This is a genomic window from Sinomonas sp. ASV322 (assembly GCF_030908245.1).
Lineage (GTDB): Bacteria > Actinomycetota > Actinomycetes > Actinomycetales > Micrococcaceae > Sinomonas.
Window position 1 is genome coordinate 20026 of sequence record NZ_JAVFJJ010000011.1, and the last position, 21253, is coordinate 41278.

16 protein-coding genes and 1 tRNA gene are annotated in these 21253 nt (G+C 69.4%); 7 read left to right on the forward strand and 10 right to left on the reverse strand.

Features of this window, described 5'->3' with window-relative positions; translation table 11 throughout:
• Nucleotides 1-3: 3 nt before the first annotated feature.
• The 3 genes from RBS12_RS14350 to RBS12_RS14360 form a co-directional block, all read right to left on the reverse strand.
• On the reverse strand, nucleotides 4-984 hold the full coding sequence (locus tag RBS12_RS14350) for a transketolase C-terminal domain-containing protein (protein ID WP_307966806.1): 981 nt from the start codon (nucleotides 982-984) through the stop codon (nucleotides 4-6).
• Nucleotides 984-2216, reverse strand: a complete 1233-nt coding sequence (gene pdhA, locus RBS12_RS14355) for a pyruvate dehydrogenase (acetyl-transferring) E1 component subunit alpha (RefSeq protein WP_307966807.1) — start codon at nucleotides 2214-2216, stop codon at nucleotides 984-986. Before pdhA ends, RBS12_RS14350 begins: the two co-directional genes overlap by 1 nt.
• 159 nt (nucleotides 2217-2375) lie before the next feature.
• Nucleotides 2376-3551 (reverse strand): histidinol-phosphate transaminase, encoded by a 1176-nt coding sequence (locus RBS12_RS14360; RefSeq protein WP_307966808.1) that lies wholly within the window; start codon nucleotides 3549-3551, stop codon nucleotides 2376-2378.
• A gap of 57 nt (nucleotides 3552-3608) precedes the next feature.
• Here RBS12_RS14360 and RBS12_RS14365 point away from each other — a divergent pair, with 57 nt between their 5' ends.
• Nucleotides 3609-4040: a phage holin family protein gene (locus RBS12_RS14365; protein ID WP_307966809.1), complete on the forward strand. Its 432-nt coding sequence runs from the start codon at nucleotides 3609-3611 to the stop codon at nucleotides 4038-4040.
• Nucleotides 4041-4087: 47 nt separating this feature from the next.
• Here RBS12_RS14365 and RBS12_RS14370 read toward each other — a convergent pair whose 3' ends face one another.
• Together RBS12_RS14370 and RBS12_RS14375 are read right to left on the reverse strand one after the other, a co-directional pair.
• Nucleotides 4088-5563: a hypothetical protein gene (locus RBS12_RS14370; protein ID WP_307966810.1), complete on the reverse strand. Its 1476-nt coding sequence runs from the start codon at nucleotides 5561-5563 to the stop codon at nucleotides 4088-4090.
• Nucleotides 5560-6060 carry a hypothetical protein gene (locus RBS12_RS14375; protein ID WP_307966811.1) on the reverse strand — a complete coding sequence of 167 codons (501 nt, stop codon included), beginning with the start codon at nucleotides 6058-6060 and terminating at the stop codon, nucleotides 5560-5562. The genes RBS12_RS14370 and RBS12_RS14375 overlap by 4 nt, the downstream gene beginning before the upstream one ends.
• A gap of 231 nt (nucleotides 6061-6291) precedes the next feature.
• Here RBS12_RS14375 and purB point away from each other — a divergent pair, with 231 nt between their 5' ends.
• Together purB and RBS12_RS14385 are read left to right on the forward strand one after the other, a co-directional pair.
• Nucleotides 6292-7722: an adenylosuccinate lyase gene (gene purB, locus RBS12_RS14380; RefSeq protein ID WP_307966812.1), complete on the forward strand. Its 1431-nt coding sequence runs from the start codon at nucleotides 6292-6294 to the stop codon at nucleotides 7720-7722.
• Nucleotides 7723-7905: 183 nt separating this feature from the next.
• A tRNA-Met gene (locus RBS12_RS14385) sits at nucleotides 7906-7982 on the forward strand.
• A gap of 205 nt (nucleotides 7983-8187) precedes the next feature.
• Here RBS12_RS14385 and RBS12_RS14390 read toward each other — a convergent pair.
• Nucleotides 8188-9909: an FAD-binding dehydrogenase gene (locus RBS12_RS14390; RefSeq protein ID WP_373886528.1), complete on the reverse strand. Its 1722-nt coding sequence runs from the start codon at nucleotides 9907-9909 to the stop codon at nucleotides 8188-8190.
• Between RBS12_RS14390 and RBS12_RS14395 the strand changes: the two genes are divergently transcribed.
• Nucleotides 9908-10579, forward strand: coding sequence for a methyltransferase domain-containing protein (locus RBS12_RS14395; protein ID WP_307966814.1), 672 nt, complete (start codon nucleotides 9908-9910; stop codon nucleotides 10577-10579). The genes RBS12_RS14390 and RBS12_RS14395 overlap by 2 nt on opposite strands.
• 103 nt (nucleotides 10580-10682) lie before the next feature.
• Here the strand turns inward: RBS12_RS14395 and RBS12_RS14400 are convergent, their stop codons facing one another.
• Nucleotides 10683-12053, reverse strand: coding sequence for an NAD(P)/FAD-dependent oxidoreductase (locus RBS12_RS14400; protein ID WP_307966815.1), 1371 nt, complete (start codon nucleotides 12051-12053; stop codon nucleotides 10683-10685).
• Nucleotides 12054-12310: 257 nt separating this feature from the next.
• On the opposite strand from RBS12_RS14400, the gene RBS12_RS14405 reads away from it, so the two are divergent.
• Nucleotides 12311-13339: a nitrilase-related carbon-nitrogen hydrolase gene (locus RBS12_RS14405; RefSeq protein ID WP_307966816.1), complete on the forward strand. Its 1029-nt coding sequence runs from the start codon at nucleotides 12311-12313 to the stop codon at nucleotides 13337-13339.
• Nucleotides 13336-14409: an agmatine deiminase family protein gene (locus RBS12_RS14410; RefSeq protein ID WP_307966817.1), complete on the forward strand. Its 1074-nt coding sequence runs from the start codon at nucleotides 13336-13338 to the stop codon at nucleotides 14407-14409. Before RBS12_RS14405 ends, RBS12_RS14410 begins: the two co-directional genes overlap by 4 nt.
• A gap of 16 nt (nucleotides 14410-14425) precedes the next feature.
• Here RBS12_RS14410 and RBS12_RS14415 read toward each other — a convergent pair whose 3' ends face one another.
• The 3 genes from RBS12_RS14415 to RBS12_RS14425 form a co-directional block, all read right to left on the reverse strand.
• Nucleotides 14426-15910, reverse strand: a complete 1485-nt coding sequence (locus RBS12_RS14415; protein ID WP_307966818.1) for an FAD-dependent oxidoreductase — start codon at nucleotides 15908-15910, stop codon at nucleotides 14426-14428.
• A 106-nt stretch (nucleotides 15911-16016) separates the two neighbouring features.
• Nucleotides 16017-19352: a response regulator gene (locus tag RBS12_RS14420; RefSeq protein WP_307966819.1), complete on the reverse strand. Its 3336-nt coding sequence runs from the start codon at nucleotides 19350-19352 to the stop codon at nucleotides 16017-16019.
• 58 nt (nucleotides 19353-19410) lie between these two features.
• Entirely contained in the window at nucleotides 19411-20487 is a 1077-nt protein-coding gene (locus RBS12_RS14425) for a SpoIIE family protein phosphatase (RefSeq protein WP_307966820.1), read from the reverse strand.
• Between the two features lie 235 nt (nucleotides 20488-20722).
• On the opposite strand from RBS12_RS14425, the gene RBS12_RS14430 reads away from it, so the two are divergent.
• A complete protein-coding gene (locus RBS12_RS14430) occupies nucleotides 20723-21253 on the forward strand; it encodes a TQO small subunit DoxD (RefSeq protein WP_307966821.1) in 531 nt (176 codons plus the stop codon).

The window sequence follows — 21253 nt, forward strand, 5'->3', positions numbered from 1 at the left end:
CTCCTAGTACGCGAACGCCCGGTCGAGGGCCTCGAGGATACGGTCAATGTCCGGGAGGTACTGGCCCTCGACCTTCGCGACCGGGTAGGGCATGTGGAATCCGCCCACCCGGATCACGGGAGCCTCGAGGGAGAGGAACGCGCGTTCGGAGACCCGCGCGGCGATCTCGCCGCCGAGCCCGCCGAACGTCGGGGCCTCATGCGCGACGACGAGACGCCCTGTCTTCTCAGCCGACGCCGTCACGGTGTCGAAATCGATCGGCGAGAGCGAGCGGAGGTCCACGACCTCGACGCTCCGCCCATCCTCGGCGGCAGCCGCGGCCGCCGCGAGGGCCACCGGGACGAGGGGCCCGTACGCGACGATGGTCGCATCGGTGCCCTCGCGGACCACGTGCGCGCGGAACGGATCCGCAGACGCACCCGGCTCCTCCGTGTTGACTTCGCCCTTGAGCCAGTAGCGGCGCTTCGGCTCGAACACAATGACCGGGTCTTCGCACTCAATGGCCCGCCTGGTCATCCAGTAACCGTCGTGGGGGTTCGACGGCGTGATGATCCGCACGCCTGCCGTATGGGCGAAGAGCGCCTCGGGCGACTCCGAATGGTGCTCGACCGATCCGATGCCGCCGCCATACGGGATGCGGATCGTGACGGGAACAGTGAGCCGTCCGGCGCTGCGGGCGTGGATCTTGGCGAGCTGCGTCGTGATCTGGTTGAAGGCCGGGAAGACAAAGCCGTCGAACTGGATTTCGTCGACGGGCCGGTAGCCACGCAGCGCGAGTCCGATGCTCGCGCCGACGATGCCTGACTCGGCCAGCGGGCTGTCGATCACGCGGTCACCGCCGAATTCCGCCTTGAGCCCCTCCGTCACGCGGTAGACACCGCCGAGCGAACCGATGTCTTCGCCCATGAGCATGACGGTCTCGTCGGCCGCGAGGGCGTCTCGGAGCCCCGTGTTGATCGCCTTGGCGAGGGTCATCGTGGGCATCAGTGTCCGCCTTCCTTCGCACTCTCGTCGTCCGCAAAGCCGGACTCATACCCGAGGTGCCATGCGATCTCTTCCTCGACGAGCGGATGCCGCTCCGCGTACACGTGGCTCATCGCCTCGGCAAGGCTAGGAGCCTCGAACGCGAGGACGTCCTTGCGTGACTTGGCGGCGAGCGCGTCGCCTTCCGCTGCGACGTCGGCGAAGAACGCGTCGTCGGCGTATCCCTCGGCGCGGAGATACTTCTCGAACCTCGCGATGGGATCCTTCACGAGCCAGGCCTGCTCTTCTTCGGACAGCCGGTACTTCGTCGGATCGTCAGCGGTCGTGTGGGCGCCCTGGCGATACGTGTACGCCTCGATGAGCACCGGGCCCTTGCCGCTGCGCGCCCGCGCGAGGGCCCACTCCGTCACGGCGTGGACCGCGAGGACGTCATTTCCGTCCACGCGCAGGCCCGGGAACCCGTACCCCTTCGCGCGGTGGTGGAGAGGAATGCGCGACTGCACCTCGGTCGGAACCGAGATAGCCCACTGGTTGTTCTGGCAGAAGAAGACGACGGGAGATTTGAAGCTCGCCGCGAAGACCATGGACTCGTGGATATCGCCTTCAGAGCTCGCGCCATCCCCGAAATAGGCAACTACCGCTGGCGAAGGCACGGCTTGAGCTCCGGAATCACGGCCCGCGGCGGCCGCGCGTGCGGCGTCGCGCTGGATGCCCATGGCATAGCCGACGGCGTGCGGGACCTGTGCGGCGAGGACCAGGGTGTACAGGTGGAAATTGGTCTCTCGCGGGTCCCATCCGCCGTTCGAGACGCCGCGGAAGAGGCGGAGGAGTTCGCCGAGTTCGACGCCCCGGGTCAGTGCAACGCCATGCTCGCGGTACGTCGGGAAGAGGTAGTCCTCCGGCCGAGTGGCGCGGCCCGAGCCGATCTGTGCAGCCTCCTGGCCGCGTACGGGCACCCACAGCGCGAGCTGGCCCTGGCGTTGGAGGGCCGTCGCCTCCGCATCGAAGCGGCGGATGGTCGCCATGTCGCGGTAGAGGCCGCGCAGCTCGTCCGAGGTCAGGCGCTTCGCGTGCTCAGAGAAGTGCGACCCGCTGTTGAAGTGGCCGTCCTCATCCAGGAGCTGCACCATTCCAAGCTGTCCCTCACCCCGGTCATGCGCGAGCGACTCAAGCTCGTCGAGCAGAGCATCAGGGATGTCGTCGAACTCGGTGGTGGGCAGTTGTCCTGCCATGCCGCCGCCTCCTGCCGTGGTCGTGGTTCCGTGGTGGTCCCGGACGGTCCTTCCGCGGATATATGCCAGATTGGGAATGCATTCCCGGGTTGGAATATATGCAGCGGCCCAGCTGCCACTCTACCGAGTGCGGCTGGGCCGCTAGGCATAGGTTAACCGCTAGTAAGCCGCTGGGGCTTTTGTGAACGTCCTACAGAGCTCGAGGAAGCGCGAATTGCCTTCGGTTTCGCCGATGCTGACGCGGACGCCCTCATTTCCGAACGCCCTGACGGACAGCGCGTGGGCCCCGGCGAGAGCCGCGAATTCCTGCGTGGCATCGCCGAGATTGAGCCACACGAAGTTGCCCTGTGCGTCCGGTACCGCCCAGCCGAGCTCGCGGAGGCCGGCCACGACTCGATCGCGTTCGTCGACGAGCGTTTGTACCCTTCCTACAACCTCGTCCAGGTGATCGAGCGATGCGACAGCCGCGTGCTCGGCAATGGTCGAAACGGCGAACGGCACGGCGGCAACCCGAAGGCTCTCGGTGATCTCTGGCTGTGAGACGGAATAGCCGACGCGGAGACCCGCGAGCCCGTGCGCCTTGGAGAAGGTCCGGAGCACGACGACGTTCGGATACTTGCGGTATAGCGCGATTCCGTCGACCGCGTCGTCGTCCCGCACGAACTCCTGGTACGCCTCATCGACGACGATGACAACGTCGCTCGGCACCGACTCGATGAAGCGCTCGGTCTCGTCGCGCCGCAGCGCCGGTCCCGTGGGGTTGTTCGGCGTGCACAGAAGCACGACTCGGGTGCGCTTGCCGACCGCCGCCACCATCGCGTCAAGGTCATGGCGCCCGTCCGGGAGCACAGGAATCTGGACGCTCTTCGCACCCGCGAGCCCGACCGAGATCGGGTACGCCTCGAACGAGCGCCACGCATAGACAACCTCGTCCTGCGTGCCGTCGTCCTGCTGCCCAGCGAAGGCGGCGAGGAGCTGGTTGAGGGCCCCGAGGCTGCCTCCGCCCGTCACGATGTCCTCAGCCGGGACGCCGAGATGCTCAGACAGGCGGGCGCGAAGGGTGCTCGCCACGGGGTCGGGGTAGCGATTGATGGCAGAATGCGTGGCAATCGCATCAAGCACCGCCGGGATTGGCGGGAGGGGATTCTCATTGGAGGAGAGCTTGAAGCTCTCAAGCCCGGGGATCGGAACAGGCGGCTTGCCAGCCGCGTACTTGGGAAGCCTGCCGATCACGGGACGAGGGTCAATGGCTGCGCTCTCGGTGGTGTCGTTCACGGAGCCGGCGAAGGCGACGGCGGCATCTTTGGCGTCGCCGCCGTTCAGTGCGGTAGTCATGCCTCCAAGCCTAACGAGGTCGAGGCGAGCCACGGCCACGTATGGAACGATGGGCTCATGATGCGGTTCCTCCTTCGTATCGTCGTCAACGCGTTCGCCATCTGGATCGCCACGTGGGTGCTCCCTGGCCTCAAGATCAACTCGGGTGCCGCCGCAGGCGTCGCTGCCAACGCCGGGGCGGGCTCAAGTTCCGACACCGTGGGCGTCATCCTTGCCTACCTGTTCATCGGTCTCATCTTCGGACTCGTCAACGCGCTCGTGCGCCCGGTTGTCGAACTCCTCTCCTTGCCGGTCACGTGTCTCACGCTCGGCTTGTTCGCGCTCGTAATCAATGCCGCGATGCTCGCCCTCACCTCGTGGATCAGCGGATACACCCCGGTACACCTCACGATCGATTCCTTCCTCTGGACGGCGGTCTTCGGCGCCATCATCGTTTCGATCGTCTCTGCCATCATGGGCAGCCTCCTCGGCGCCAACCGCAGAGACTGAGTTTCGCTGCGGGCGACGGCCAGCGCGTCTCCCCATCCACCGGCTCGTCATCCGCCGGTTCCTGCCTTCGTTCGCGGGTCGGTGCCGGTATAGATGAAGCGTTCGCGTGCCCCGACCGCCGATCCCGCCCCGGCTGCCCCCGCGCCCACCGCTCCGGCTCCGACCGCACCCGCGCCCGCTCCCGATGCCCCTGCACTCGCCGTTCCCGCCCCGGCTGCGCCCGCTGCCGCCGCTCCCGCTCCGGCCGCACCCGCGCCCACTGCTGCGGAACCGCCGAGAGCGGCGGCCATAGCACCCGCGAACTCCCTCACCGCCGGGGCGGCGGACGTATCGAGCGCCGAAGCATCCTGCGCGTACCAGTCGAGGCTGTGGGCATTGGCGACGGTCTCCTTCGGGAAAAACGCCGCCGCGGCCGGACTGGTCCGGGACGGGGTCCGCACGTCGACGAGGGAGCCCGACGGCGGCGCCAGACGCCCCGACGTCGCCGGGACGATGTCGTCGGCATTGGAGAGGCTCAGCACCGGGACATCCTCTGGAATCGCAAACGCAGAGACAGGCCCGCCGACCGACATCACGCCCGCGACCTGATAACGCTCCGTGAACTCATGATCCTCAAGCAGGCCCAAGACGTGGATGGAACCCTGGCTGTAGCAGTTGAAGACAACCTTGTCCCCAGGGCCAAGCCCCTGATCTTCGAGCGCCCGCTTGATCAGCGTCCTCACATGACTCTCAGGGCGAGCCATCCCGTCGAGGATCGATTCTGAATCGAGGATGTTCCCGTCACTTGGATCGGCGCCCCAGGTCTGCGTGCCGGGCACGGCCACCATCACGGTCACCGAGCCATCGGCCTTCAGAAAGCGTTCCACGAGGATCGACGACGGCGGCACCGTCGTCCCGTCGTCGAGGGGCTCCTGGCCTTGAGCCTCACGGAGGCTTCGAACGGCGTACGCGAACGTGCCTCCGTCTCCCCGCCCGCCCACGGCCACCCTCATCTCGACGTCGGTCGCGTCGTCGCCCCTGCCTTCGAACCTCGACGGGTCGACCGAACGCAAGAACCCGGCCGCCCCGTGACCTGGGGCGGCGGCCGGCACACGCCGATCTGCGAAGAGGGCGCGCGGGAGGACGATCGAGAGCAGCCCCGCGATGGCGTCCGAATCCACGAGCACATTCTGAAGCCCGTCCAGGGCCGACCTGCGCTTCGCCTCCTCTTCCGCGTAGCTCGCCGCGGCGCGGCGCACCGCGGACTCCTCGCGCGTTGCCTCGTCGACGCACCGGCGAACCACGGCCTCAATTCTCCGCGATTCGTCCGAGATCCGAGGTCCCACGACCGAAAGAGCACATACCGCGGCCTCAACGCGATGCCGAGCGATGTACAGCGCCTTCTGGACTCGATCCAATGCCGCGGCGGCCGCGGCCAGCGAGCTGGCCGACGCGTCGAGGGACTCGAGTCGCGCGGCGAATCCTCGGCCTCCCGTGACGACGAACGTGTCCGGGTTCGGCGGCACGGCGACAGGGGTCGTCACCGGCACACCTCTCCGGGTCCGGGTGCCGCGGAACTTGCAGGCCCGCGTGCCGGGTCCGACCAGAGAAGCAAGGGACGGCCCGTTTCGTACGGGACGAGCGGACCGCGCGATTCGTAGGGAAGAACGGCCCGACCGGGTGGCGCGAGGGGAAGCCGCGGGCCAGCGGTCGCGGGCCCAGGCCCTTGATCGGCAGCGACAACGGCCGGGCTGGTTGACGCGCATTCCGCGGCCTCGCGCTGTGCCGATCCCACGAGGATCCCGAGACCGACGACGCCTGCGGTCACGGCCGCGAGCTCGGCCACGATCACGGCAGCCCGCGAGCGGAATGAGTCGCCCGCTGTGCCGGACCATTCGACGGCGCGCGCCTTCTCGGCCTCGGCCTGACCGGCGCGGGCATCGCTTTCGGCGGCGCGAAGATCCTCCGCCGCCGACCTCAACGTCGCCTCGTCATGCGAACACGCCCTCGCCGGTTCGCCGCCCTCGTGCTCAGATCCCATCGGTCCCCCTCCGTGTGCCTGTGCGCCCCTCGCGCCTTCGTTCGACGCTACGGAAGCGTGGCACCCAGCGCCTCCCGCCGTCGTCGTATGTGGGCGACCCGCCTCGACCACTTCTGTGGAGGAGATCCGAACCGCCCGCCGCACCGCCGTCGTCCTCGTAGGGGATCTCGCGGCAGTTCGCGATCGGCGATCGCGCCATCGCTCTGAAGGCCATCTGGAACAATGGAGGTCATGGCTGACTCCCCCGCACGCACCCCTTCCGGCAGGCTGTCCCTCGCGGCGTCCCCCGAGCAGATCGCGCTCGGCCCGCTCGACGGTCGCTACCGCCCCGCGGTGGCTCCGCTCGTCGACTACCTGTCCGAAGCCGCGCTCAACCGGGACCGCGTCGCCGTCGAGGTCGAATGGTTCATCCACCTCACGCACAACTCCGTCCTGCCGGGCACCGAGCCGCTCACGGCGTCGCAGGAGGCAGGCCTCCGCCGGATCGTCACCGAATTCGACGACGCATCCGTCAAGGAGCTCGCGGAGATCGAGGCCGTCACGGTCCACGACGTCAAGGCCGTCGAGTACTACATCGGCCGCCGCCTCGAGGGCATCGGCCTCGGCGGGCTCACTCCCCTCGTGCACTTCGGCTGCACGTCGGAGGACATCAACAACCTCTCCTATGCCCTCGGCATCAAGGGCGCGGTCGAGAACGTGTGGCTGCCCGCCGCGCGCGCCCTCGTCGGGCAGATCAGCGACATGGCGCGCGAGAACCGCAACGTGCCCATGCTCTCGCGCACCCACGGCCAGCCCGCGACGCCGACGTCGCTCGGCAAGGAGCTCGCCGTCATGGCCCACCGCCTCGGCCGCCAGCTCACCCGCATCGAGCGAACGGAGTACCTCGGCAAGATCAACGGCGCGACCGGCGACTTCGCCGCCCACGTCGCGTCGGTGCCCAGCGCGGACTGGCAGCAGGTGTCCAAGTCGTTCGTCGAGGCTCTTGGCCTCACGTGGAACCCGCTCACGACGCAAATCGAGAGCCACGACTGGCAGGCCGAGCTCTACGCCGACATCGCGCGCTTCAACCGGATCCTCCACAACGTCTGCACCGACGTGTGGAGCTACATCTCGATCGGCTACTTCGCGCAGATCCCCGTGGCCGGCGCGACCGGCTCCTCGACCATGCCCCACAAGGTCAACCCGATCCGCTTCGAGAACGCCGAGGCCAACCTCGAGATCTCCTCAGCCCTCCTCGACACCCTCGGCGCGACGCTCGTGACGAGCCGCTGGCAGCGGGATCTCACGGACTCGTCGAGCCAGCGGAACATCGGCGTCGCGTTCGGCCACTCGATTCTCGCGATCAGCAACGTCGCCCGGGGCCTCGCGGGACTGGACGTTGCGGGGGGCATCCTCGCCGCCGACCTCGACCAGAACTGGGAGGTCCTCGCCGAGGCCATCCAGATGGTCATGCGCGCCGAGGCGATCGCGGGCGTCCCGGGCATGGACAACCCCTACGAGCGACTCAAGGATCTCACCCGAGGGCACCGCGTCGACGCGGCCCGCATGAAGGAGTTCGTCTCCGAGCTCGGCCTCTCCCCCGAGGCGGAAGCCAGGCTCCTCGCCCTCACTCCGGCGTCCTACAACGGCATCGCCGGCGAGCTCGTGGACCACTTGGGCTGACGCGCCGGGCCCCGGAATGCGTACGACGGCGGGGCCGGGCTGAGTGCCCAGGCCCGCCGTCGTCGTCCCCGTCACCATGGGAGGTCCCCGTCGCAGCCGACGCGGAGTCAGCTTGGTGGCGTTTGGCGCCGTTAGATGCCGATTGGTGTCGGGAGATCAGAGCGTGTATAGTTGATTGAGCGCCGCGGGGTGGAGCAGTTCGGTAGCTCGCTGGGCTCATAACCCAGAGGTCGCAGGTTCAAATCCTGTCCCCGCAACCAGTCGAAGGCCCCGGATCTAGTGGATCCGGGGCCTTTCGCATGCCCGCATCAACGGCTCAGGCCGTCGTCCCAGCCATTTCGGCCACAGTCCGGGCCCGCGCTCCAGCCCGGTTGTGATTTACCAATCAGTCGCGGAAGCCGCGAGTACCCCGCGACACGTGTTCCGGCGGCCTAGAACCGGGCAGGAACGCGGCCAACTGCCCACTCATCCGGCCGCGGCCGCCGCCGCCCGTCCAGCGACCCGCCCCGAGAACAGGCATCCGCCGAGGAACGTGCCCTCGAGGGCGTTGTAGCCCATGAGACCGCCGCCACCGAACCCCGCGACCTCGCCCGCGGCGAACAGCCCTGGAATCGGCTGACCGATCCCCGAAGCGTCCGGCGCCGAAAGGCATCGTCCCGAAAGGTCCGTCTCGAGGCCTCCGAGCGTCTTGCGCGTGAGGAGGTTGAGCCGAACCGCGATGAGCGGCCCCGCCGAAGGGTCGAGAATGCGGTGCGGCGCGGCGACCCGGATGAGCCGGTCACCGCGGTACTTCCGATGCCCGCGGAGGAACATCACCTGGGCGTCCTTGCCGAACGGGTTCTCGATCTCCCGGTCCCGCGCCTCGAGCACCGCCCGCAGGCCCGCCTCCGTAAGAAGCCCCGCCTCCCCGACCCGGTTCATCCCCTCCACAAGCCCGCCGAGCGAGGACTCCACGACGAAGTCCGCCCCGTGCCGCATGAACGCGTCGACCGGCCCGGGCGCGCCGCCGCGCACGCGGCCGAGCAAGAGCCGAACATCCTTCCCGGTCAGGTCCGGGTTCTGCTCCGAACCGGAGAGCGCGAACTCCTTCTCGATGATCTTCTGGGTCAGAACGAACCACGAATAGTCGTAGCCGGTCCCCCGCAGGTGCCGCAGAGTCCCGAGTGTGTCGAACCCCGGAAAGAACGGCGGCGGCAGCCTGCGGCCCAACGCGTCGAGCCACACCGACGAGGGCCCGGGCAGGATCCGGATCCCGTGGTTCTCCCACACCGGATCCCAGTTCCGCAGGCCCTCGACGTAGTGCCACATGCGGTCGCCGTTGATGACCCGGCCCCCGGCCTCCGCCGCGATGCCGAGCATGCGTCCGTCCACGTGCGCCGGCACCCCCGCGATCATGGCCGAGGGCGGCGCGCCCAACCGGGCGGGCCACATGCGGCGAACGAGGTCGTGATTCCCGCCAATACCCCCCGAGGCGACGACGACGGCGGAAGCCCGCAGTTCGACGTCGTCCCTCACCGTCCGCGATGTCGCCACACCGCGCGGCTCCGAGGAGGGCTCGAGCACCGAGCAGCGCACGCCGACGACGGCGCCGCCCTCCGTGACGAGTTCGTCCACGCGGTGCCGGAAAAGGAGGCGGACGCGGCCGGCATCTGCACGGTCGAGCACACGCCGCACGAACGGCTCGAGCACTCCCGGGCCCGTACCCCAGGTGATGTGAAAACGAGGCACCGAATTCCCGTGCCCATCGGCGCGCCCGTCGCCGCGCTCGGCCCAGCCGACCACGGGGAAGAACCGGACACCCATGCCGTGGAGCCACGTTCGCTTCTCACCGGCGGCGAAGTCGAGGTACGCCTCCGCCCAGCGTCGCGGCCAATAGTCCTCGGACCGGTCGAATTGCGCGCTGCCCGCCCAATCCTGCCCCGCGAGCTCGCGCGAATCGCGCACGCCCATACGCCGCTGCTCGGGGGAATCCACGAGGAAGAGCCCGCCGAGCGACCAGAACGCCTGGCCGCCGAGCGACTGCTCGCCCTCCTGGTCGACGATGATCACGCGCCTCCCGGCGTCGGCTGCCTCAGCGGCCGCGACAAGCCCGGCGAGACCCGCCCCGACAACAATGACCTCTGCGTCCACGGGGCCAAGCCTTCCGGGCCGGGACAAGGGAGTCAACGCGTTGCATACTCGTGGCATGGACTCGTGCTGCGGTGGCCCTCACGATCCCGGGCGTGACCACGGATACGACGCGATCTTCGACTCGCGCTTCTCCGGCGCCATCGCCAAGCGATACGGCCGGAGGGGTCTGCGACAGTCCGAGCGGCGGATCGTCGAATTCCTCGCGGGGACCGGAATCGAGGGGGCCACCGTGCTCGAGATCGGCGGAGGGGTCGGCGAGATCCAGCTCGAGCTCCTCAAGCGAGGGGCCGCGCGGGCGGTCAACCTCGAGCTCTCGGCCGGATACGAAGAGGACGCCGCGAGGCTCATCGAGCGGGCCGGGTTCGGCGGGCGCATCGAGCGGCGGCTGGGCGTGGACCTCGCCGAGGAGGGCGACGGCGTGGAGGCGGCAGACGTCGTCGTCCTGCACCGCGTCGTGTGCTGCTACCCCGACTACGCCAAGCTGCTCACCGCGGCAGCGGACCACGCGCGCCGGGCCATCGTCTTCAGCTACCCGACGGCCAACCTCCCCGCTCGCGCGTTCATCAGGCTCATGAACGGGCTGCTCGCGGCGTCAGGCCGCTCGTTCCGCGGATTCATCCACCCGCCCGAGGCGATGGCCGACGTCGTGCGCGGCCAAGGACTCGAACCGTCCTTCCAATGGCACAGCCCGGTGTGGAACGTCCTCGGAGCCGTACGCGCCGGATAGCCCGCACACCAGCGCATCGACTGTCCCCATCGGCTCCCCGAGCTCGTCCCTCGCGCGGGGCCCCTCGCCGTTGGGGGCCCCGCACACCTGACACGCGTCTGGACTACACGCGGGCCGCGTGAAGAATCTCTTCGGCCACGCGGCGACCCATCCGTAGCGCGCCGTCGACGTGCTGGTACCCCTCCGAGGCGATGTCGGAGCACGCGAAGTGGATCGGCCCGACGGGCGTCCGCTGGTCGGCGCCGTAGCGGGCAAGGCCGCCGAGGTCGAAGCTCGCGGCGTACGCGCCGCGGGTCCACTCCTCGGAGCCCCAGTCGGACTCGTAGTAGACCTCGGCGTCGAGCGCCTCGGGGCCGAGGTAGTGGGCGATCGAGCCGAGGATCGCGGCCTTGCGCTCCTCGGGGCTGAGCGCGAACATCGCGTCCGCGTACTCGTCGGAGACGAAGCCGACAAGCGTGCCGCGCTCGTCGCCGTAGTTCGTGTTGTCGTAGACCTCCTGAACCACCTGGCCCACGCCGAAGCACGTGCCCGAAAGCCCCGACTCGCGCCAGAACGGGCGGTCGTAGACGGCGTGGACCTTGATGACGAGGCCCATCGAGAGGTGCTGGTGCAGCTGGTGCTGGCGGCGCGGGAGCGGCGGCACGTAGGAGATGCGGCTGTAGAGGGGCGGGGGGACCGCGAGGATCGCGCGGCGGGCGATGACGGTCACGCCGTCGGCCTCGGCACGGACGCCGTCGGCGCCCCACGCGAGGGTGCGCACCGGGGCGTTGAGGACGACGGCGTCGCCCAGCTCAGCGGCCATGGCCAGGCTCACGGACTGCATGCCGCCCACGACACGGCGGTCGAGGATGAAGTCCTCGTCGAGGAGGTTGCTGAACGAGCCGGCCGAGGCCGCCATGAGCACCGCCTGGAGCGCGGAGAACGCGTGGGCCGGCTTGGTCAGCATCGCGCCGGCGATGAACATGCCGATGAGCTCGCACGCGTCCTCGTTCGGGGACTGGGCGCGAAGCCAGTGGTGGAAAGAGATGGCGTCGAGCTCGCGCGCCTTCGGGTGGGCCCACGGCTCCTCGGGGCCGATCTCGGCGGCGAGCCCGTCGAGGATCGCCGTGAGCCGCCCGACCTCCGCGAGGGTACCCGGCGAGACCGGGAAGTCCGCGCCCGCGTAGACCGTGCGCGCGCCGTCGGCGGCGACGAACACGCTCTGGCCCTCGCGGTAGCGCTGGTACGTCTCCTTGCCGAGCTCCTCGACCAAGGCCAGAAGCTCGGTCTGGTCCGGGCTGATCCATTGGCCTCCGATCTCGAGCCACGCGCCGTCGACCGTGTCGCTCCAGGTACGGCCGCCCACCCGCTCGCGCGCCTCGAGGACCACGACCTTCTCGCCCGACCGGGCGAGCGTCCGCGCGGCCATCAGGCCCGCGGGTCCTGCTCCGACGACGACGACGTCGGCCTCGAGTTCTCGTCCCTCAGCTCCCATGCTGATTCCTTTCCTGACAGGGTGACGCCCCTGATGTGGTGTAAATCTCTAAATGAATATAGTTCATTTAGAGGAGATTGCAAGGAGGTCACGGCAATCCCCGCGCCATGAGACTTTTCGCGCGCGCCGGGCGAGAGGTGGCCACGGACTGAGGGGTGCGTGGGCATCGCTTGACTGTGGGGTGGGTCACTGCTCTAATAAACGAACGTCATTCATTTAGGGATGCCTCTCAGATCTTCCTCATCCAAAGGACACCCATGCACGAGATCCTTGCCCTGCAGCCCCCGGTGTCGTGGGCTCGCACGAGCGATCGGGCCGCAGGCCACACCCCGCTTCGCGTCGCGCTTCGCGTCGCGCTCGTCCAGCACCGCTGGCACGAGGACCCAGCCGAGACCGAGGCCGAGCTCAACGAGGGCATCCGCCGTGCGGCCGAACACGGCGCGAAGATCGTGTTCCTGCCCGAGCTCACGCTCTCGCGCTACCCCGCGGACACCCTCCCGGACTACACGCCGAGCAGCATCGCCGAAGACCTCGAGTCCGGCCCCACCCTCGCCTTCGCACGGCGCGCGGCCACCGAGCACGGCATCTGCGTGCACGCGAGCCTCTATCGCAAGGGCCTCGCGGACGACGAGCGCGGGTACAACACGGCGATCCTCGTCGGCCCGGACGGCACGCTCCTCGCCGCGACGGACAAGCTCCACATCCCCGTGACCGAGGGGTACTACGAGGACAAGTTCTTCCACCAGGGTCCCCAGCCGGGCCAGCCGCAGGCGGCCAACGGCGGCTACCCGGTCTACGCCCCCGCCGAGCTCGACGGAGCGCGCCTGGGCCTCCCGACATGCTGGGACGAGTGGTTCCCCGAGCTCGCGCGCGTCTATTCGCTCAACGGCGCCGAGATCCTCGCCTACCCGACCGCGATCGGCTCCGAGCCCGGCCACCCCGACTTCGACACGGAGCCGCTCTGGCGGCAGGTCATCGTGGGCAACGGCATCGCGAACGGCCTGTTCATGGTCGTCCCGAACCGCTGGGGCAGCGAGGGCCTCGTGACGTTCTACGGCTCGTCCTTCATCTCCGACCCGTACGGCCGCATCCTGGCCCACGCGCCGCGCGAGGGTTCCGCCGTCGTCGTCGCCGATCTCGACCTCGACCAGCGCCGCGACTGGCTCACCCTTTTCCCCTTCCTCACGACGCGCCGCCCCGAGACGTACGCGGCGCTCACCGCGCCGGTCAACCCCGAAGCACCGTTTGGCCAGGCGCCCACGGCGTTCGAAGGGGCCCGCGCATGACGTGGCGCATGCCTGCGGAGACCGATCCGCACGAACGCCTCTGGATGGCGTGGCCCTCGGGCGGGTACACGCTCGGCGACACCGAGGCGGACGCGCACGAGGCGCGCGCGGCCTGGGCCGCCGTCGCCCGCGCCGCCGTGCGCTACGAGCCCGTCACGATGGTGGTCCCGGCCGAGGACCGCGCGGTCGCGAAGGCGTACCTCGACCCGCGCGTCGACGTCATCGAGGCTGCGCTCGACGACGCGTGGATGCGGGACATGGGCCCGAGCTTCGTGACGGACGACGCCGGCCGGCTGGGGGCGGTCGACTGGGTCTTCAACGGCTGGGGGCAGCAGAGCTGGGCCTCGTGGGAGAACGATGCCGCGATCGGCCGGACGGTCGCCGAGGCCGCCGCTGCCGAGGTCGTGGACAGCACGCTCGTCAACGAGGGCGGCGGCTTCCAGACCGACGGCCAGGGCACCGTGCTCCTGACCGAATCCGTACAGCTCGACCCCGACCGCAACCCGGGCCTGAGCAAGGCCGACGTCGAGGCCGAGTTCGCCCGGACCATCGGGGCCCGGCACGCCGTGTGGCTGCCCCGCGGCCTCACGCGGGACACGAAGGAGTTCGGCACGCGCGGCCACGTGGACCTCGTCGCCGCGATCCCGTCGCCGGGGACCCTGCTCGTGCATGTCCAGCACAACCCCGAGCACCCCGACTACGAGGTGAGCGGCGAATTCCTCGAGCTCCTCCACGCGTCCCACACGGCCGACGGCCAGCCCTGGACCATCATCGAGGTCCCGGCCCCGCAGCAGCTCCACGATGGGGAGGACTGGGTCGACTGGAGCTACATCAACCACGTGGCCCTCAACGGCGGCCTCGTCGCGTGCTCGTTCGCGGACGCTCACGATGAGAAGGCGCTCCGAATTCTTGCAGATGTCTATCGCGGCCGGCACGTGACCGCCGTCGACGCCCGCGTCATCTTTTCCCGCGGCGGCGGCATTCATTGCATCACCCAGCAGCAGCCCCTCGCCGGCGGCATCCACTGCATCACCCAACAACAGCCCAAGGCCGGCCCCACCCGCCCCTGACGAAGAGAATCCTTACTCAGTACCTCCGCAGTGACCGCGTCGCGGGGCCCTCGAGCAGTGTCCCGTCGGCGGCGAACCGCGAGCCGTGCAGCGGGCAGTCCCACGACTTCTCGGCCTCGTTCCACCGCAGCGCTCCGCCCAAGTGCGTGCACACCCCGGAGACGGTGTACTCCTCGCCGTCAACCCGGCATCGGCCCACGGGCCAGCCGTCGCGGACGAGCGAGCGCGCCCAGCCAGCCGCGAGGCGGCCCGCAACCCCGAGGTTGAAGGCCGCCGCGTCGGCGGCGTCGCTTCCAGCCAGTCGGGCGCCATAGAGCTGCCGAGCCCACGACGGCTCGCCGCCGTCGAGGACGTCTGAGGAGATCGCGAGCCCAGCGGCCACGCCGTTCGTGAGGCCCCACTTCCCGTAGCCCGTCGCGACAAAGATCCGCCCGCTCGTCCCGGGAAGAGTGCCCACGAGGGGAACCGCGGTCACGGAACGGTAGTCCTGCGCGGCCCACACGTGAGTTGGCGTCGTGCCCGGGAAGCGCTCACGGACCCAACCGAGCAAGGCATCCCGCCGGGCGGACCATCCCGGCGTCCCGCCGCGGGCGCCGCCCTCGACTGCCACGAGGCGGGGGCCGCCGTCGTCCGCCCCGCCACTCTCAGGAGGCCCCGGCAACGCAGGCACAGAGCGAAGGGACCGCGTCGGCTGGTCGACGGAAAGATACATGCCCTGCAGGAAGCCTGTTTCCGCCTCCGGGCCCGCGAAGGCCGCGCCGAACGCCCGGCTCGGCTCAAGGAAGGCGAAGCGGGCGCCGTTGCCGAGGAAGGGGGTGCCACTCGCGAGAATGAGCTGGTCCGCGGTCACTGTGCCGTGGTCCGTCGCGATCTCGACGGGGCCGCCGCGGCGGGCCTTCGCCGTGCTGGCGCCGACAACGCGCGCCCCCAGCACGAGCCTCCCGCTGCGCTCGCGCAATTCAGCGGCGAGGGCGTGGAGCACAGGGAGAGGGTCGAACTGTACCTGACCGTCGAGCAGGATCGCGCCCGCCGTCCTGAAGGGAAGTTCGACGGCGTCCGCTCGCCGTGCGTCGATCCCCGCGGCCACCGTCGCGGCGTGCTCGGCGGCCAGACGGTCGAGGGCGTCGTCGTACTCGGCGTAGGTCCACGCGGGTCGGCGCTCGTACGCGACCGCCTTCTCGTCGAGGAAGCCCACAAGCCACCGCTGTCCCTCGAGATTGGCCTGCGCGTACGCCCTCAGCACGGCGTCGCCGTGGTGGTGGCGGATGCGGCCGAGCACCCTGCCCTGCAGAAGGGACAGCTTCCCCGTGGTCCCGCCGGTCGTCGCGGCGCCGACGCTCCTCGCCTCGAGGACCACGACCCGCTTGCCCGCGCGGGCGAGCAGCACCGCCGTCGTGAGCCCTGTTATGCCGGCGCCGGCCACGACGACGTCGGCGCGTTCCGCCGTCAAGAAGTCATCGGAGGCCAGCGCCCCAGCTCGGTCCAACCACAGCGACGGCATGGCGGCCTCCTTCGAAAACGCAGAACAGCGCTAGCCCATTGTCGATTCGCGCGCGGCGCCTGACCAGAGACGGCGCGGCGTCGACGCCGGCAGGCGAGGTGAGCGCCTACGACAGCAGGGCGCGTCGGAGGGACTCGCTCACCCGGGCAAGCTCCGCCTCGAGCTCGTCGAGCTGATCCGGCGCGGCTGTGCCGCCCTGACGCCCGAGTTCCTCGAGTTCCCGGCACAGCTCGGCGGCACGCTCGGCACCGATGTTCCCGGCGGAGCCCTTGAGCTTGTGCGCCGCCTTGTGGAGGTCGCTGCTGCCACCGCGAGAGCTGGCCCGCCGAAGGCTCTCCAACCCCGCGCCGACCTCTCGCTCGAAAGCTTCCACCGTGGCCTCGAGCACCCCGGAACCAAGCGAGCGCAGCATGTCGAGCCGGTCGCCGTCGACCGCGGACTCCGGCGCAGGTTCTGGGCGGTGCTCGCCGGCGGGAGCGAATTCCGCCCGAATCGTCCAGTGGTCGAGCGCTGCCTCGAGCCGCGACATGTCGACGGGCTTGGACAGATAGTCGTCCATTCCCGCGGCCAGGCACCGCTCTCTGTCCTCGTCGGACGCGCCGGCCGTCATCGCGATGATCGGCAGTGCCGCGCCCGAACCGCCCCGCGCGCGGATTCTCCGGGTGGCATCGAAGCCGTCCATCACCGGCATGTGGCAGTCCATGAGGACCGCGGCGTATTCGACTCGTGCCGTTGCCTCGACGGCCTGAGCACCGTCGGTGACCAGATCCACGTCATAGCCGAGCTTCTCCGCCATGCTCTTGGCCACAAGCTGGTTGACCTCGTTGTCCTCCACGACGAGGACTCGCCCGCGCGCCGAGGCCCGCAACGGCGCCGTCGCCGCCGGCGCCTGCCCTGCCGGCGCAGAAGCAGGCGCGAGGAGACGGCTCACGCGATCGAAGAGCTCCGAGCTGCGTACGGGCTTGCTGAGCCATTCCTGGACGCCGGCGCGCTCGAACTCGGCCCGGTCCGGCTGGCCCGCCGAGGTCAGGATGATGACCGGGATCGAGGCGATGGCGGCCTCGGCACGGATGGTCCGTGTGAGGTCGAGGCCGCTCGGTCCGGGCATGCACAGATCGAGGATGGCGAGTTCGAAGGGCAGGCCCTGCGCCCTCGCGGCGCCCAGCAGCTCAAGGGCCCCCGCGGCGTCCTCCGTCGACTCGGGTTCCATGCCCCACGCGGCAAGCTGGCGTTCGAGCACCAAGCGGTTCGTCGCGTTGTCGTCGACGACGAGGACGCGAAGGCCGGCGCGGAACGGTGCGAGCGGCGGTTCGGATGCCGAGGCGTCCGCCGCGAGCACGGACACCGGGACCGCAACCCAGAAGACCGAGCCCGCTCCAAGCTGGCTCGTCAGCCCGATCTCGCCCCCAAGGGCCTCCGTGAGGCGACGGCAGATGGCCAGCCCGAGACCGGTCCCGCCGTACTGACGGGTCGTGGAGGCGTCCGCCTGGGCAAAGGCGTCGAAGATGAGTTCCTGCTGTTCTGGGGCGATCCCGATTCCGGTGTCCCGCACCTCGAAGCGCAGCCGCGCGTCATCCGGGCCCTCGCCCTGGAGCTTCGCCACGAGGGAGACTTCCCCCTGGCTCGTGAACTTCACCGCATTCGAGACGAGGTTCAGCAGGATCTGGCGAAGAGCTCTCGAATCGCCGAGCAGGAGCGGGGGAACGTTGGGCCGGCAATGGGCGATCAATTCGAGGCCCTTGCCCTGCGCCTGCTCTGCGAAAAGCCCGGCCACTTCGTCAAGGAGTGCGCGCGGCTCGAAGGGCATGGGGTCGAGCTCGACCTTGCCTGCCTCGAGCTTCGAGAAGTCCAAGATGTCGTTGATGAGGGCGAGCAGGGCCTCGCCGGCCGTCTTGACGCCTTCGGCGTACTGCCGCTGGGCTTCGTCGAGCCGTGTCTGGAGCAAGAGGCCCGTCAGCCCGATCACGCCGTTCATCGGAGTGCGGATCTCATGGCTCATCGTGGCCATGAATTCCGATTTCAGGCGGCTGGATTCCAGGGCCGCCTCCCGCGCCGCCAGCAGTTCGGCCTCTGTGCGGCGACGCTCCGTGATGTCCTGGGCGATCGTGGCCATTCCGTGGATCCCGTGGTCTCCTCGCACGGGGAACGCGGTGATGGCCACGGGGACCAGGGTCCCGTCCGGGCGCAGGCGTTCCGTTTCGTAGCTCCGCGTCGCACCCCCCGCACGGACGGCTTCGAAGTTCTCTTCCTCGAAGGCCCTGCGATGGTCCGGAATGAGGAACGAATGGTCGCGGCCGATGGCTTCCGCCGCGGCATAGCCGTACACGTGCTCAGCACCGCGATTCCAGCTGGTGATCTGAGCTCCGGTCGTCTTGCCGACGATTGCCTCGGACGAGGAGTTCACAATCGCAGCCAAGCCCTCGAGTTCCGCGGTGCGCTGCGCGACCTTGGCCTCAAGCCCGCGCGTGAGCGTCACGTTCTCGAAGACGATGAGCACCTGGCGGGCCACGACAAGGGCGAGCAGTACAACTCCGGTGCCGAGCAGGAAGGCCTCGTTCCCTTCGGCAAGGCTCGACGACGAAATGACGATCGCTCCGAGAACGGGCGCATAAGGCAGGAGCTCGAAGGCCAGTGCATAGACCGCGTGGTCCTTCCCGGGCGCCGACCGCCGCGGAACCGCGGCGGCGAGGGCCATGAGCAGGAAGGCCGCCATCCAGCCACCCGCCATGAGCGTGCCCGTGGTTCCCGTGGCGCCGTCGAACGTCAGCCGGACGTAGGTGCTGTCGGTGACCGTCAGGATGATGAGCCCCGCCGCGAGGCATAGCCACGGCAGCCGATGCCCGGGCGTCTGCCGCATGGTCAACACGAGGACGAAAGACGCGACCGTGACGTCGACCACGGGATAGGCCAAGCCCGTGAGCCGCGTCAGCAGGTCGTGGCTCCCGGCGCCGACGAGGGGCCCCAGGACGATGGACCAGCTGACGAAGAGCACTGCCGCCGCGATGACCGCGGTGTCGAGAAGCGTCCTGGCGAGCCCAACCCGCGAGGCCCGGGCGCGCGGAAAGGACAGGAGCCCGACGATCGCGGGAACCGAATAGCCGACGAATCCGGCGTCGGCGAGGGATGGGAAAGGGTAGTCGTGGTCGGTGGCGAGCCCATAGCCGGTCCAGATCGCCTGGGCTGTCGACCAGATCAGGGCCGCAAAGCTGATCCAGAGCCAGGCCCGCGCCTCGGGGCCGCGCCTCGCGGCGGCGCGTGCGCAACTCGCGGTGCCCGCGAGCGCCGCCGCCAGGATCCCGAAGTCTCCGATGGTCTGACTCGAACCCGAGCCGGGATCTGAGGCCACGACCACCACGACGGCGGCGAGCGCCGCGGCGCCCGCAATGATTCCCCACAGCGTGCCGCGTGCCGTGGCCTTCGGGTGCTGCCCTGCGTCGATCACGATGCCCCTCCGTCTGATCCCCGTTGCAGCCACTGAACCCAGCCCCGGTCCTCGAAGCTCACGCGCATCGGCTGAAGACGACCGCTGTCACGTCGTCCTCCGCCTCGTGCGCAAGGGCGAGCAGCCGATCCACCGCATCCTGCGCGCCATCCGCACCCTGCACGGCGGACGCCACAGCGCTGAGCGCCTCGTCGAGTCCGACGAACGAGTCCAGCACCCCGTCGCTCATCAGGACGACAGAGCTTCCGGGCTCCATGCTCAGCGTCGCGCCACTCCACGTGGACTCGGGCACGAGGCCCAGCGGAGGGCCGCCTGTGGTCAGCCGTTCCCAGCCGCCGCCGGGATGGACGAGCATTCCGAGGCCGTGCCCTGCATCGACGTAGTCCACGGCCCCTGTGGCGCCGTCGAGCTGGAGGTACAGGAGGGTGATGAAGGAGGAGATCCGCTCGAGATCGGGTTCGAGGGCTGCGGCTGCGTGCCCGACGAGGGTCTCCGGGGATTCGCCGATGCCCGCCCGGAGGACGGCCCGGGCCGTGGCCGCGATGAGCGCAGCGCCCATGCCCTTGCCCATAGCATCGGCGAGCGTCACGTCCAAGGTCTGGCCGTCCGATTGCCAGTCGAAGAAGTCTCCGCCCACGGAGCGGCTCGGGCGGCATGCCCCCGCCACGTCGTAGCCCTGCAGGACTGGGCTCCGCTGCGGGAGGAGGCCACGCTGCACGCGGGCGGCCGTCTCGAGTTCGGTGGCTGGGAGGGGCTCGGCTCGCGGGCGGCGCAGCATGGCCTCCGCCCTCGCCTTCAGCTCGCGGGGATTGACGGGCTTGCCCAGAAAGCCGTCAGCGCCGGCCTCGAGGCTCGCGAGGCGCGTCGCCTCGTCGGCGCTTCCGGAGATCACGAGGATGTACGCATCGGTGAAGATCCTCAGTGCTCGGCAGACCTCGAGGCCATCGATGTCGGGAAGGCCCAAATCGAGCGTGATGAGATCAGGCCTCAGTCGTCGGGCCGCCTCAAGGGCCTGATGCCCGGTCACCGCGCTTTCGGCAACGAAACCCTCGCCCGACAGAACAGCGTTCAGGAGAACGGCCACGTCAGCACTGTCCTCCACGATCAGCGCGCGCCGCGCCCCCTGCCCCAGCATGAGCACATTAAAACCCGACCACTGGACACAAACGTAGACACGACGCAGTGCTCTCTGTGTCGGAGCGGAGCGCGCGCTCCCGATTTGCCGCTTCGCTGCCTGGCAACCGAGGGCACCGAAGGCACACGTCACCACTCTGTAATCCCTGAACCTTGCTGTCGATCCGCCCTCCGGATGGAATTTCAAGTGCCCCCACAAGGCGGAAACGACGCAAGAGCAGGAATGGATGAAAGCCGTGACATCGTCTCCTTCGCAGCTCGCAGCAGCGGCGCTGCCCGCCGATCGCGTCGCTCGCGTCGCGCTCGCGGTCGCGCGGATGCTCGCCGGGCTCCTGTGGATTCAGAATCTCTCGTGGAAATCGCCGACGGGTCCGAATTTCGGCGGCTTGCACGAATGGACCGAAAATGCGGTCAACCATCCCGTGTTCGCCCCGTGGGCGTGGACGGTCGAACACATCGTCCTGCCGAACTTTGCCGCCTTCGCGTGGATGACCCTGATCGTCGAGACCTGTCTTGGCGCGTTCCTGCTCGTGGGCCTCGCGACGAGGTTCTGGGCGGCCATCGGGCTCGCGCAGACCGTTGCGATCTCCCTGTCCGCGGTGAATACGCCCGGCGAATGGTTCTGGTCGTATGCGCTCATGTTCGCCCTGCATCTGGCCATCCTGGGCGCCGCCGCGGGCCGCACCTTCGGCCTCGACGGAGTGCTGCGTCCCGCCTGGCGGACCCGGCGCGGCGCCCTCGCCAAGCTGCTCACGGCGGTGTCCTGA